The organism is Streptomyces sp. NPDC021224 (assembly GCF_044332905.1).
Classification (GTDB): domain Bacteria; phylum Actinomycetota; class Actinomycetes; order Streptomycetales; family Streptomycetaceae; genus Actinacidiphila.
This window is the reverse complement of sequence record NZ_JBIRPW010000001.1, coordinates 378133-390830: the sequence shown is the minus strand read 5'-3', so window position 1 is coordinate 390830 and position 12698 is coordinate 378133. Positions and strand designations below refer to the sequence as shown.

11 protein-coding genes are annotated in these 12698 nt (G+C 73.5%); 2 read left to right on the top strand and 9 right to left on the bottom strand.

All coding sequences use genetic code 11. The features are described 5' to 3' along the window. Positions 1-59: 59 nt before the first annotated feature. On the bottom strand, positions 60-881 hold the full coding sequence (locus ACH4PY_RS01665) for a polysaccharide deacetylase family protein (RefSeq protein ID WP_398174630.1): 822 nt from the start codon (positions 879-881) through the stop codon (positions 60-62). Positions 882-1097: 216 nt separating this feature from the next. After that, a complete protein-coding gene (locus ACH4PY_RS01660; protein WP_398174627.1) occupies positions 1098-1955 on the bottom strand; it encodes an oxidoreductase in 858 nt (285 codons plus the stop codon). A gap of 254 nt (positions 1956-2209) precedes the next feature. Between ACH4PY_RS01660 and ACH4PY_RS01655 the strand changes: the two genes are divergently transcribed. Continuing rightward, positions 2210-3622: an FAD-dependent oxidoreductase gene (locus tag ACH4PY_RS01655; protein ID WP_398174623.1), complete on the top strand. Its 1413-nt coding sequence runs from the start codon at positions 2210-2212 to the stop codon at positions 3620-3622. A 3-nt stretch (positions 3623-3625) separates the two neighbouring features. Here ACH4PY_RS01655 and ACH4PY_RS01650 read toward each other — a convergent pair whose 3' ends face one another. The 4 genes from ACH4PY_RS01650 to ACH4PY_RS01635 all read right to left on the bottom strand — a co-directional run bounded on the left by ACH4PY_RS01650 (position 3626) and on the right by ACH4PY_RS01635 (position 7991). Further along, a complete protein-coding gene (locus tag ACH4PY_RS01650) occupies positions 3626-4219 on the bottom strand; it encodes a hypothetical protein (protein ID WP_398174620.1) in 594 nt (197 codons plus the stop codon). Further along, positions 4216-5649, bottom strand: a complete 1434-nt coding sequence (locus ACH4PY_RS01645) for a sensor histidine kinase (protein WP_398176018.1) — start codon at positions 5647-5649, stop codon at positions 4216-4218. Before ACH4PY_RS01645 ends, ACH4PY_RS01650 begins: the two co-directional genes overlap by 4 nt. Positions 5650-5795: 146 nt before the next feature. Next, the gene (locus ACH4PY_RS01640) at positions 5796-6524 is read right to left on the bottom strand and encodes a response regulator (RefSeq protein WP_398174617.1); all 729 of its coding nucleotides are present in this window, start codon (positions 6522-6524) and stop codon (positions 5796-5798) included. A 114-nt stretch (positions 6525-6638) separates the two neighbouring features. Next, on the bottom strand, positions 6639-7991 hold the full coding sequence (locus tag ACH4PY_RS01635) for a hypothetical protein (RefSeq protein WP_398174614.1): 1353 nt from the start codon (positions 7989-7991) through the stop codon (positions 6639-6641). Positions 7992-8260: 269 nt separating this feature from the next. Here ACH4PY_RS01635 and ACH4PY_RS01630 point away from each other — a divergent pair, with 269 nt between their 5' ends. Further along, on the top strand, positions 8261-10267 hold the full coding sequence (locus ACH4PY_RS01630) for a transglycosylase domain-containing protein (protein WP_398174611.1): 2007 nt from the start codon (positions 8261-8263) through the stop codon (positions 10265-10267). 34 nt (positions 10268-10301) lie between these two features. Here the strand turns inward: ACH4PY_RS01630 and tgmC are convergent, their stop codons facing one another. Genes tgmC through tgmA form a run of 3 tightly spaced genes read right to left on the bottom strand, consistent with a single transcriptional unit; the run spans position 10302 to position 12675 of the window. Further along, positions 10302-11444, bottom strand: a complete 1143-nt coding sequence (tgmC, locus tag ACH4PY_RS01625; protein WP_398174608.1) for an ATP-grasp peptide maturase system methyltransferase — start codon at positions 11442-11444, stop codon at positions 10302-10304. Further along, positions 11441-12403 carry an ATP-grasp ribosomal peptide maturase gene (tgmB, locus tag ACH4PY_RS01620; RefSeq protein WP_398174604.1) on the bottom strand — a complete coding sequence of 321 codons (963 nt, stop codon included), beginning with the start codon at positions 12401-12403 and terminating at the stop codon, positions 11441-11443. The genes tgmC and tgmB overlap by 4 nt, the downstream gene beginning before the upstream one ends. Next, positions 12403-12675: a putative ATP-grasp-modified RiPP gene (tgmA, locus tag ACH4PY_RS01615; protein WP_398174601.1), complete on the bottom strand. Its 273-nt coding sequence runs from the start codon at positions 12673-12675 to the stop codon at positions 12403-12405. Before tgmA ends, tgmB begins: the two co-directional genes overlap by 1 nt. Positions 12676-12698 lie beyond the last annotated feature (23 nt).

The window sequence follows — 12698 nt, the reverse complement described above, 5'->3', positions numbered from 1 at the left end:
GGGAACCGTCGCAGGCGGTCCTTAGCTGGACCTTTAACTTCCGGCCCGCCGCGGGGACGTCACTTGTAGACCTTGCCCGGCTGCGGATTCCCCGGCGCGAGCAGCTGCTTGACGGTGACGAACGTGTAGCCCTGCTGCTGGAGCGTGGCGATGATGCCGGGGACGGCCGCGACCGTGCCGTTGTAGCCCTTGTTCGTCGGATCGACCAGATCGTGCAGCAGGATGATGCCGTCCCGCTTGGTCTTCTTCAGGATCCGCTGCTGTATGAGCTTGGAGTCGGTGGTCTTGTAGTCCGCGCCGTCCGCGCTCCACACCACCTCCGACATGCCGAGGTCCTTGGCGATCGCGGTGACCGTGGAGCTGGTACGGCCCTGCGGCGGGCGCAGCAGCGTCGGCCGCACGCCGATGACCTTCTCGACGGCGTCCCGCCCCTCGGTGATCTCCTTGCGGACCTCGTCCTTGCTGATCTTCGTCAGGATCTGGTGCGACCAGGTCAGCGTCTCGACCTCGTGGCCCTGCGCCGCCATCTCCCTGACCATCTCCGGGTGCTTCATCACGTGGTTCTTGCCGAGCGTGAAGAAGGTGGCGTGGACGTGGTACTTCGCGAGGATCGCCAGGATCTGCGGGGTCCGCACGCTGGGGCCCGCGTCGAAGGTGAGAGCCACGCACTTGGCCTTGCGGCAGTCGACGGTGCCGCCGTCGGAGGTGGCGGCGAAGGCCGCGGGGTGCGCGCCGGTGTTGCTGCGGGCGCTGGAGGGGTAGGTCGCGTCGTAGCCGTTGCAGCCGGTCAGGGCGGTGCCGAGGGCGGCGGTGCCGAGCAGGGCGGCGAGAGCGCGCTTGCGGGTGCGGCCGGTGCTACGTATGAGATGCGCGAGGCGCATGCGGAAGTCCTCCCCGTCGACGGTGGATTCGCCCGCCGCGGGCGGACCGCGTGGAACTATACACATCGCGTATAGCTGGTCCCGCGCGGGGCCGGGGCGCCTGGGCCCCGGCCCCGTTCGCGGACAGTACGCGTACGGTTCGCGGAACGTTCGCGGACGGTGGGCCGCCCGTACGACGCCGGTTCGACGCCCGTACGCCACCGGTACGACCGTACGTCAGGCCGCGTTCAGCTCCGCCACCGCGTCCGCGGGCAGCACCAGGTCCGCCGCCGCGATGTTCTCCCGCAGGTGCGCCACCGAGGACGTACCCGGGATCAGCACCATCGCCGGGGAGCGCTGGAGCAGCCAGGCCAGCGCGGTCTGCTGCGGGGTCGCGCCCACCCGCGCCGCCACGGCCTCCAGCGTCGCCGACTGGAGCGGGGAGAAACCGCCGAGCGGGAAGAACGCGGCGAAGGCGATGTTCTCCCGCGCGGCCCGGTCCACCAGGGCGTCGTCCACGCGGTGGGCGATGTTGTAGAGGTTCTGCACCGTGACGACCGGCGCGATGGCCTGCGCCTCGGTGAGCTGCGCGTCGTTGACGTTGCTCAGGCCCAGGTGCCGGATCCTGCCCTGCTCGCGCAGCTCGGCGAGAACACCGAAGCCCTCGGCGATCGACCCCTCCGCGGGGCCCTCGACGTCGCCGACCCGCAGGTTCACCACGTCCAGCGCCTCGACGCCGAGGTTGCGCAGGTTGTCCTCGACCTGCGAGCGCAGGCTCTCCGGCGACAGCGCCGGCAGCCACGCGCCCTTGTCGTCGCGCCGCGCACCGACCTTCGTGACCAGGACCAGGTCCTCGGGGTACGGGTGCAGGGCCTCGCGGATGATCTCGTTGGTGACGTGCGGGCCGTAGAAGTCGCTGGTGTCGATGTGGGTGACGCCCAGCTCGACCGCCGTCCGCAGCACGCGGACCGCCTCCGGCCGGTCCTTCGGCGGCCCGAACACGCCGGGCCCCGCGAGCTGCATCGCGCCGTATCCCATCCGGCTGAGGACCAGTCCGGGCGTGGGCGTGAACGTCCCTCCGGGGATGCTCGTCATTTCTGCGTGCCGCCTTTCACTGCTGTGGGGGCTTACCTTTCTCACCCTCCCTCGCCGGGGGCGCCGCACCCAGAGCCCTCCGCTTCCTGGGACTGGGAGTCCCCCCTTGCGGAGGCCTGCGGCCCGCCGCGGGGCACCGCGCGCGCGACCACCCACCGGGGGAAGATCCCGGCGCGGCAGAATGGGGCAGCCCGGAGGGTTGAGCCAACCCCGGGGCAGGGCAGGTTGCGGGCAGCGGTAGCGAAGGAGAGCTCATGGCGGGGGTCGGCCGGCGGACAGGCCGGGCAGTGGTGATCGGCGGCAGCCTCATGGGCATGCTCGCGGCGGCGGCCCTGTCCGAGACGATGAACGTCACGGTCGTCGAGCGGTACGAACTCCCGCACGGCCCCCTCCCCCGCCAGGGGGTCCCGCAGGCACGGCACGCCCACCTGCTGTGGTCCGGCGGCGCCCGCGCCCTCGACACGCTGGTGCCCGGCGCCTCGGACGCGCTGCTCGCGGCGGGCGGCCGCCGTATCGCCGTCCCGTCCGACCTCGTCGTGCTGACCTCCGGCGGCTGGCTCACCCGCTTCCCCGAGCAGCAGTTCTTCCTCTCGGCGACGCGTGACCTGCTGGACTGGGCGGTACGGGAACGGGTTACCCGGCTGCCCGGTGTGCGGACGCTGGCGGGCCGCTCCGTCCTGGGCCTGCGCGGCACCGCGACCGCCGTCACCGGGGTGCTCGTACGGGACGGGCGGCGCGACGAGACGCTGGAGGCCGACCTCGTCGTGGACGCGAGCGGGCGCGGCTCCTCCATGCCGCGCTGGCTCGACCGGCTGGGCCTGCCCACGGTGCGCACCGACGTCGTCGACTCGGGCCTCGGCTACGCCAGCCGCTTCTTCCGGGCACCGCCCGGCACGGAGTCCTTCCCGGCGGTGAACCTCCAGGCCGACCCGCGGCAGCGGGTGCCCGGCGTCAACGGCACGATCCTGCCGGTCGAGGACGGGCGCTGGCTCGTGACGCTGTCCGGTACGCGCGGCGCGCAGCCGACCGCCGACCCGGACGCGTTCGAGGGGTTCGCCCGCACCCTGCGGCATCCGGTGATCGCCGACCTCGTCTCCCGGATCACCCCGCTGAGCGACGTGACGGTCTCGCACAGCACCGTCAACCAGCGGCGCCGCTACGAGCGCATGCGGGTGTGGCCGGAGGGCCTGGTCGTGCTGGGCGACGCGCTCGCGACGTACAACCCGCTCTACGGGCACGGGATGTCGGTCGCCGCGCGGCACGCGGTGGTGCTGCGCGACGAGGTCGCCCGCCGCCCGGGGCCGGGCCTGGCCCGCCGGGTGCAGCGCGGGGCCGCGCGCGCGGCGGACGCGGCGTGGGCGCTGGCCGCGGGGCAGGACCTGCGCTACCCGGAGGCGGAGGGCCGCGCCCCGGGGCCGCTCGGCGCGGTGATGACCCGCTATTCCGACCGGCTGATGCACACCGCGACCCGCCGCCGCGGTGTGAGCCGGGCCTTCCTCGACGTCATGAGCCTGTCCGCCCCGCAGGCCGCCGCCCTGCGCCCGGACGTCCTGGCAACGGTGCTCAGCCCCGTCCACCCGGCCCCGCTGGAGGACCCGCCCTTCACGGCGGCGGAGCGCGACCGGATGATCCCGCTCTTCACGCGCAAGGACGATCAGCGCGGCTGACGATCAGGGATTCTGCCCCGCCCGGTAAGCCTCCGTCGGGGTCGCCGTCCTGGCCGTCGTGCAGGCGGCGAGGTCCTGGAGGGTGCCGTGCTGGGGGCGGCCCGAGGCCGTGACCGTGACGGGGAGGGGGGTGGCGTCCGGGGAGAGGACGGACTCCGCCGTGGCCGCCGTGCAGACGATCTGGTCGACGGCGGCCGGGGGGAGCCGTCCCACGTCCGGGCCGAGGTCGACGGCGACGCCGTCCTCCGTGCGGTCCAGGCGGACGGAGCCGGGCGGCGGGAACACCAGCGTGATCAGGCCCAGCAGCTTGCCCTCCATCGGATCGGGGCCTTTGAAGAGCAGTTCCAGCGCCCCCTCCGCCCCCATCGGCACGCTCTCCCGGCGCTGGACGGTGGCCAGCGTGCCGTCCGTCGCACGGACGAAGTACAAAGTGACCACGGGGCGGACCCCGCTCCCCGGCTCCCCCGCCTCCACCACCCCCGTGGTGGGGATCCCGCACCCGGCGAGCCCGACGAGGGCGGCGAGCGCGGCCGCCACCGCGAGCCCCCGCCCACCCCGGCGCACCGGGCGGCGCACCCCGCCGAAGAGCCCGCTCATGAGTCGCGGCGCAGCGGCAGCGTCACCGTGAAGGTGGCGCCCGCGCCCGGCCGGTCCGCGGCGGTGATGGTGCCGCCGTGCAGGTGGACGTTCTCCGCGGTGATGGACAGGCCCAGGCCGCTGCCCTCCGTCCGGGTCCGTGAGGTGTCGGACTTGTAGAAGCGGTCGAAGACGTGCGGCAGCACGTCCGCCGGGATGCCGGGTCCGTGGTCGCCGACCTCGATGACGGCCTCGTGGTCGCCGCCGGGCCGTGCGCGCACGGTCATCGTGAGGGTGACGGGCGGTGCGCCGTGCCGCAGCGCGTTGCCCGCGAGGTTGGCGACGACGACGTCGAGCCGCCGCGGGTCCACCCGTCCGCGGGCGGTGTCGGGCGGCGGGAGGTCGGTCGTGACGGCGTCCTGCCAGCCGCGGGTGGCGAGGGTGCGGCGTACCGACTCGGCGAGATCGACCTCGTCGAGGTGCAGGTCGGCGGCCCCGGCGTCGAAGCGGGAGATCTCCATGAGGTCGTCCACGAGCCGTACGAGTTTGACGGTCTCCTCGCTGATGAGCCGGACGGCGGTCGCGGTGTCGCCGTCGAGGCGGGTGGCGTCCTCGTCGAGGACGTCGGTGACGGCGGCCATCGCGGCGAGCGGGGTGCGCAGTTCGTGCGAGACGTCGGCGGCGAAGCGGCGGGCGCGGCCCTCCATGCGGCGCAGTTCCGCGACGGAGGCCTCCAGCGCGGCGGCGGTGTCGTTGAAGGTGTGGGAGAGGTCGGCGAGTTCGTCGGAGCCGTGGACGGCGAGCCGGGTCTCCAGGTGCCCTTCGGCGATCCGCCGGGTGGCGCGACGCAGTTCGCGGACCGGCCGCAGCACCCCGCGGGCGGCGAGCAGCGCGAGCAGGACGGCGACGAGCAGCGCGGGCACGGTGGCGCGTTCGACGGCGGAGACCAGCGCCTCCACGTAGCCCTGTTCGTCGACCTGCGAGACGGTGAGGAAGACGGCGACTCCGGAGGGCTGCCGGGCGGTGCCGGGCGGGCCGGGGGAGGCGAAGTCGACGGGGAGGCCGACGACGAGCGCGGGTCCGTGGTCGGTGGCGACCCGCTGGAAGACGGTCGCGGCCTTGGTCCGGACGGACTCGCGGATCTCCGGGGTGAGTTCGGGGAAGGTGTCGCCGGGTTCGGAGGTCGCGTCGATGCCGTCGTAGGTGGCCAGGACCCGCCAGTTGACGGTGCGCTGGGCGTGCGCGAGGTTCTCGGCGAAGGCGGCCAGCGCGTCCTTGTCGGGCGGGTAGGAGAGGGTCACGGCGAGGCTGTCGACGTCGTCGCGGAACTGCGTGATGACGGTGTCCTGGCCCTGCTGGAGCAGGCCGATGCGGGCGGCGCGGAAGGCGAGCCCGCCGGTGGTGAGTGTGGCGACGACGGCGACGAGCGCGAAGGCGACCAGCAGCCGCATCCGCAGGCCCCCGCGCGGCAGCCCGCCGCGCCGCGGCCCCGTGCGGCCGGCCGCCGTCACCGTGCCGCCCGCGCCCGCCGCGCCCACCGTGCTGCCCGTACCCACCGTGCTGTCCGCGCTGCCCGCCCCCACCGTCGTGCCCGCCGTCACCGCGGTGTCTGCCGGGCGGCCGCGGGGACGCGGCGGAACTGGTAGCCGAAGCCGCGCACGGTCTGGATGCAGCGCTCCTCGGCGGGCTCGTCCAGCTTGGTGCGCAGCCGCTTCACGCAGGCGTCCACGAGCCGGGCGTCACCGTGGTAGCTGTGCTCCCAGACCGCTTCGAGCAGTTGCTGGCGGCTGAAGACCTGGCCGGGGGAGGCGGACAGCAGGAGCAGCAGCCGCAGTTCGGAGGGCGCGAGCGGGACGGGCACGCCGTGCCGGGTGACGGTGAGGGCGGCACGGTCGATGGTGAGGTCGCCGTGCCGTTCGGGGCGCGGCACCGGGCCGGTGCCGCCGGGGCCCGTGCCCGCGCCGGTGACGCGGCGCAGCACGGCGCGGATCCGGGCGTCCAGCACCCGCGCCTGCACCGGCTTGACCACGTAGTCGTCGGCGCCCGCCTCCAGCCCGACGACGATGTCGACGTCGTCGCCGCGCGCGGTGGCCATGATGATCGGCACCTGGTCGTCGGCGGCGCGGATCCGCCGGCAGACGTCGAGGCCGGGCATCCCGGGCAGCATGAGGTCGAGAACGACCACGTCGGGGCGCTGCGCCCGCAGGTGCGTGAGCCCTTCCTCGCCGGTGGGGACGGCGGCGACCTCGTGCCCCTGGCGCCGCAGCGCGAGCAGAAGCCCTTCGCGCACCGCGCGGTCGTCCTCGATCAGCAGCAGCCGTGCCATGCCCCTCAGTATCCGGACCTCTGGCCCCGGCATCCGTTTTTGTTACGGGACGATCACATAATCCGGGTCACACGGCGTGCCGCCCGGACGTGCCCCCCGCGACCGCGCACGGCCTCACTTCAGGAACGTCGACCAGTCCGGCGACTCCGCCGGGTCCAGCGTGCGCAGCTTCGCCAGTACCGCCGGGTCCTGGGCGTCGAGCCAGTCGCTCAGCTCCTTGAAGGACACGCACTGCACGTCCTTGCGGTGGCACACGTCCTTGACGACGTCCTCGACGGCCTGCATGTAGATGCCGCCGTTCCACGTCTCGAAGTGGTTGCCGATGAAGAGCGGGGCCCGGCTGCCGTTGTAGACGCGCTCGAAACCGTTGAGGTAGGCCTGCCGCGACTCCTTCTCCCACGTGGGGAACTGGGCCGGGTCGCCCTGCGTGACGTCGCCGCCGGACTGGTTGTAGAGGAAGTTGAAGTCCATCGCGAGGATCTGCCGGTCCTTGCCCGGGTAGGGCATGAGCTGGAGCGGGAAGTCCCAGATCCCGTCCTTCTTCGTCGGCCACATCTGGAAGTCGCCGGGCGAACTCGCGTCGTAGCGCCAGCCGTTGGCCTTCGCGGCGGGCAGCAGGTTGGTCTGCCCCTCCAGGCAGGGGGCGCGGCCGCCCGCCAGCTCCTTGGAGTAGTCGAAGGGCAGCGGCGGGATGTCGGTGAAGCCGGTGTTCGTCTTCCAGTGCTCCACGAAGGAGTAGGCCTGCGCGATCTCGCTCTCCCAGTCGGCGGTGCTCCATGTGCCGCCGCCGCCCGGGTCGGGGGCGCAGAAGTGGCCGTTGAAGTGGGTGCCGATCTCGTCGCCGTCCTGCCAGGCGAGCCGCAGTTGCTGCAGCGTCCAGCGGATGTGCTGGTCGGTGGGGAAGTCGATCGCGGAGTCGCCGCGGCCGTGCCGGGGCGGCTGGTAGAGGCTGCGCTTGTCCTTCGGGACGGTGTAGATGCCGCTGAGGAAGAACGTCATGTGCGCGTCGTTCTGCTCGGCGACCTCGCGGAAGCGGGAGAAGAGGTGGTCGTCGTTCTCCAGCGCGCCGTCCCACGAGAAGACCACGAACTGCGGCGGCTTCTCCCCGGGTTTGAGCTTGTGCGGGACGAGCTGGTGCGGCTGCGGACCGGTGTCGGAGGTCGAACCGTCGCCGATCACCCGGGTCTTGCCGTCCCACGCGGACGGGCTGCTGCTCGGCGCCGTCGTCGCGGGGGTGCTCCCGGACGGTACGGCGGCGGCCCGCGTCTTGTGCGCGGCGCCGGCGCCCCTGCCCGTTCCGGCGCCGTCCGAACCGTCGTGCGTGAAGGCCACGGTGACGGCCCCCGCGGTGCCGAGCAGCCCCGTGCACACCAGGCCGCACACGGCGGCGGTACGGCGCCGCCCCCGCACCCCGGCCCGCCGGGCGAGCCTGCGCAGGGCCGGGAAGCGCTTCCTCACGGTAGTCATGCGGCCACCGTCCGGCGGCCACATGACGGCCCCTGGCCCGATTCGTCACAGGACGGCAACGGGCCCCGCGCCGACGGGACGGACCGGCTCGTGGCGACGGGACGCACCGGGCCGCGTCGAACCGACGGACCCGGCCGCGGCGAACCCGCCCTCCCCGTACGGCTGTTACACACCTGTCGCGAACCGGTCCCGGTCCGGTCCCGTTGCGCTTCCTACGGTGACGCCCGCCGCGGGCGTTCCGCGGCGTCCTCGGACGGGAGGCGGGCAGCGTGCGGAAAGCGACCGACGTCCTGCGGCGGCTGCGCGTCCCCCGCGTGCGGTGGAACGGCGTACGGAAGCCGGCACGCGCCCTGCGGGCGGCGCTGCGGGTGCTGCGCCCCCGCTACCCCCGTCCCGGACGCCGCGGGGTGCGGCGCTGGCTGCCCTCGCCGCGGCAGACCGTGCTGGCCTTCTGCTGGGCGCTGGCCCTGCTCGCCGGGCTGATCGGCTACGGCTACGCGCACACGAAGATCCCCACCGACCTCAACGCCTTCGCGACCCAGCAGGACAACGTCTACTACTGGGCGGACGGCACCGAGATGGCCCGCGTCGGCCCGGTGGACCGGCAGTCGATGCCGCTCAGCCGGATCCCGAAGTCCCTCCAGTCGGCCGTCCTCGCCGCCGAGAACGCGTCCTTCTACACCGACTCCGGCATCTCGCTGCGCGGCATCACCCGCGCGGTGAAGGACATGGCGACCGGCGGCGAGGCGCAGGGCGGCTCGACGATCACCCAGCAGTACGTCAAGAACGTCTACCTCAGCCAGTCCCGCACGCTCTCGCGCAAGGTCACCGAGATGTTCCTGGCGGTGAAGCTGGACCGCAAGCTCAGCAAGGACGAGATCCTCGACGGCTACCTCAACACCAGCTGGTTCGGGCGCGGCGCGTACGGGGTGCAGCGGGCGGCGAAGGCGTACTACGGCAAGGACGTCTCGCAGCTGACGGTGAGCGAGAGCGCGCTGCTGGCCGCGGTGCTCAAGGGCGCGGGCATGTTCGACCCGGCGCTGAGCCCCGCGAACCACAAGCGGGCGGTGGACCGCTGGTCGTGGGTGCTGGACCGGATGGTGCAGACCGGCCACCTGTCGCCCGCGGCGCGCAAGGCCATCACCGTCTTCCCCGAGCCGCAGGCCCCGCCCCGCCCCGCCGGGCTCGGCGGGCAGACCGGCTACCTGGTCGACACCGCCCGCGCGTACGTCTCCGCGCACAGCGGCATCTCGGACGCCGACTTCGACCGCGGCGGCTACCAGATCTGGACGACCTTCGAGAAGCCCCGCGTCACCGCCCTCGCGACCGCGGTCAAGGACCGGCTGGCGGCCCTGCGTCCGGCGTCCCGCCCCGCCGACCGGGACGTACGGGTCGGCGCCGCGTCCGTCGCCGCCGACGGCCGGATCCTCGCGCTCTACGGCGGGCCCGACTACGTGACGCAGGGCTTCGACGACGCCAACATCGCGATCGTCCCCGTCGGCACGGTCTACGCCCCCTTCGTCTACGCGGCCGGGCTGCGCGACGGCGTCCAGCTCACCCGCGACGCCCCCCGCACCCCTGTCACGCCCGGCACCCTCTACGACGGCGACGACAAGGTGGCCGTCCGCACCCCGGAGGGCCCGTACTGGAGCCGGGACGGCAAGATCGTCCGGGTCGCGAACGACGGCGACCGCTCGTGGGGCACGATCCCGCTGGGCAAGGCGGTCGCCGAGGGCGTCAACACCCCCGTCGTGCAGCTCGGCATGGACGTCGGCATCGACCGCGTCCGCCGCGCCTCCGTCGACGCGGGCCTGCTGCCCGCCAGCGGATTCGCCGAGCAGATCCCGCAGTTCTCGCTCGGCACCGCCACCCCGAGCCCGATCCGCGTCGCGGGCGCGTACGCCACCTTCGCCGCCCACGGCACCCACACCGACCCCTACTCCGTCCTGCGCGTCACCCGCGACGGCGACCCCGCCCCGCTGCACACCCCCGCCGTGACCCACCCCTTCACCCCCCAGGTCGCCGCCGACGTCGCCACCGCCCTCGACCGCGGCCCCGGCCGCACGGGCCTCGCGGGCGCCGCCCCCGACAACACCTCGGCCTGGTACGCGGGCTGGACCCCCGGCGCCTCCACGGCCGTCGCCCTCTTCCGCATCAACCCCAGGACCCAGCAGACCGAACCCCTCACCGGCACGACGGGCTCCCGCCCGCACGAACACACGGGCAGCACCTTCCCGACGGCGATCTGGTCGGCGTACGCGGCGGCGACGGGCTGATGCCCGGGTCCCCGGCCCCAGTCCGGGCCGCCGGTCAGATCGGCAGGTCCCATCCGGGGCCGTCCTCGGCGCCGAGCCACACCCGCTGACCCGCGGGCGAGACCGAGATGCCGAACCCCTCCTGCTCGGGCGCGCCCGACTCCTGCCAGCGCCGCACGGCCTGCTCAACCCGGTCCCACAGCCTGACGGGACCGCGCTGCACGACACTCCACCCGCCACCGGGGAGGGAGGCCGTACGCGCCTGGGAGCCGGTGGACACGTCCCAGAGGATCTGCTCCGCGCCCGTCCCGAGGCGCTCGGCGGACGGCGCCGCGAGTTGGGCGAGCCAGCCGCCTGTCCAGTCGTCGAGCACCGCGGGGTCGATCCGGCTCGGCCGCTCGTCCCCGGGCAGCAGGGCGAGGGTGGGCCGCGGCGGCCGGTCGTGGGGCCGGGCGATCATGAAGCTGGTGCGCCCGGGGAGGAAGCGGCCCACCGCCTCCCCCGGACCGGTCACGTCGAGCAGGGCGAGTGCGTTGGCGTAACTCCACCCGGAGAGGGTCGCCAGGATCCGCCCGCCCGCCCGGACCTGATGCAGCCACGGCAGCGGGACGTACCGCACCGCGCACGTGGCGATCAGCCGGTCGTACGGTGCCCCCACCGGGTCGCCGCGCAGCCCGTCCCCGACGACCAGCCGGGGCGCGAATCCGGCGACCCCCAGCGTGGCGGCGGCCGCCCGGCCGACCCCCGGGTCGTACTCCACGCTCGTGAGTCGCGCGCCCCCGAACCGGTGCGCGCCGAGGGCGGTGGAGTATCCGGTGCCGGTGCCGATCTCCAGCACCCGGTGCCCGGCCTCGGCACCCAACTGCTGCCACATGCGCAGCACCAGCGACGGCAGTGTGGAGGACGACGACGGGGACCCGGTCACGACGTCCTCGGACACGTCGTCGGCCCTGGTCCGGCCGTCCAGCTGCGTGACCAGGGTCTCGTCGGAGTAGACCCCCTCGAGCCACCCCGGCTCGTCCTCCCGGACGGCCCGGTACGCGGTCGGCACGCTGCCCGGGACCGGCAGGAAGTAGGACCCGGCGAACACCTCACGCGGAACCGCGCGAGCGGCCTCGCGCCACCCCTCGTCCGCGAATACCCCCTCGGCGACCAGTCGATCCGTCAGCCTCTCGCGGAGTTGAGCCGATGTGCTCATGGGCAGGGGCCTCTCTCCAGGTGGTCGGCAAGTGCACGGGCGATACCGCCGGTCGTCTCCGGCGGCTGCCACGCCCACTGGCCGTTGGGATTGCACTCAAGGAAGTACCAGACTCCGGCAGACGTGACGGCGAAGTCGAACGCCCCGTAGACGAGACGGAATTCGGCGAGATAGGCGGCGATCGAACGGGCGACTGGCTCCGGCACCTCGATCGAGGTGCAGGTCATCAGGTTCTGCCGGCGCCTCCAGTCGAGATCGGGGCTGTCGATCCTGACCCCGAGCAGTCGGCCACCGACAGCGGTCACCCGCGCGTCGAAGGCCTTGTCGACCATGGCCTGGAAGAGGTGGGGGCAGAGCGAGACGGCGTCGGTGATCTCGGCCGCGCCCACCTCCCGCACCCAAATGCTGCGGGGACACCCGTCCACTCGGTAGGAGGTGTTCCACAACGGCTTGTAAACGACTCCATCGGGCTGGCCGCTGACGAACGCCCGTGCCTCGTCGGGGTCGTTGGTGATCACCGTGCCGGGCACCTGGAACCCGCAGCGCTGGGCGGCTGCGAGCTGCGCGGGCTTGGCCTCCGCAGCACGGTTGTTTAAGGGGTGATTGACGTAGCGCGCGCCTGGCAGCGACGCGAGGACACCGCCCGCTCCCCACAACGCTTGCTCCGCGGCAAACCGGCGGTCCTGGCCGTCCAACCCCTGCGGGCCCTGGTAGGGCGAGGGCCTGCGAACCCAGACGGCTCGGATCAGACCGGTGTCGACTTCCCGGCTCGCAGTACGCAGGGTGCCCCGCCGACCGCCCCTACCGTAGGCGGTGGTCAGCGAGGCCCCCGTGTGCAGGTCGGTGCCGGGATCGAGGCGGACCACAGGAACCCGGCGGGCGGCGAGCAGGCGCAGCACCACGTCCGCCGTCACGTCGTAGGGGTTGGTCAGCACGAGCACCGGCCGGGTGTCATCCATCAGCTGGAACTCTGGTCCTGGTCGTACGACTCGGTGCTGTCCGCGTCGGTCGCGCCGCCCGGGCCGGAGCCGTCACCGGGGGTTGTCGCGGTCGGCGTCACACCGCTCGTGCTGGTGCCGTGGTCACCCAACTGGACCGTCCGGCCCAGCTCGTCCACGACGACGGCGATCTGCGTCTCGGGGTCGATCACCGGCGTCCGCTGCGGAACCGTCGTCGTGGCCGCGTACGGTCCCATGCGAAGTGTGCCCCAGGGCGCGGTCGTCTGCGTCATCGGCTCCTTGCCTCCCTTTCCTG

Excerpts from the sequence above, each read along its gene's own strand:
- ACH4PY_RS01665 (WP_398174630.1), bottom strand. The coding sequence starts at position 881 with ATGCGCCTCGCGCATCTCATACGTAGCACCGGCCGCACCCGCAAGCGC.
- ACH4PY_RS01660 (WP_398174627.1), bottom strand. The coding sequence starts at position 1,955 with ATGACGAGCATCCCCGGAGGGACGTTCACGCCCACGCCCGGACTGGTC.
- ACH4PY_RS01655 (WP_398174623.1), top strand. The coding sequence starts at position 2,210 with ATGGCGGGGGTCGGCCGGCGGACAGGCCGGGCAGTGGTGATCGGCGGC.
- ACH4PY_RS01650 (WP_398174620.1), bottom strand. The coding sequence starts at position 4,219 with ATGAGCGGGCTCTTCGGCGGGGTGCGCCGCCCGGTGCGCCGGGGTGGG.
- ACH4PY_RS01645 (WP_398176018.1), bottom strand. The coding sequence starts at position 5,649 with ATGCGGCTGCTGGTCGCCTTCGCGCTCGTCGCCGTCGTCGCCACACTC.
- ACH4PY_RS01640 (WP_398174617.1), bottom strand. The coding sequence starts at position 6,524 with ATGGCACGGCTGCTGCTGATCGAGGACGACCGCGCGGTGCGCGAAGGG.
- ACH4PY_RS01635 (WP_398174614.1), bottom strand. The coding sequence starts at position 7,991 with ATGACTACCGTGAGGAAGCGCTTCCCGGCCCTGCGCAGGCTCGCCCGG.
- tgmC (WP_398174608.1), bottom strand. The coding sequence starts at position 11,444 with ATGAGCACATCGGCTCAACTCCGCGAGAGGCTGACGGATCGACTGGTC.
- tgmB (WP_398174604.1), bottom strand. The coding sequence starts at position 12,403 with ATGGATGACACCCGGCCGGTGCTCGTGCTGACCAACCCCTACGACGTG.
- tgmA (WP_398174601.1), bottom strand. The coding sequence starts at position 12,675 with ATGACGCAGACGACCGCGCCCTGGGGCACACTTCGCATGGGACCGTAC.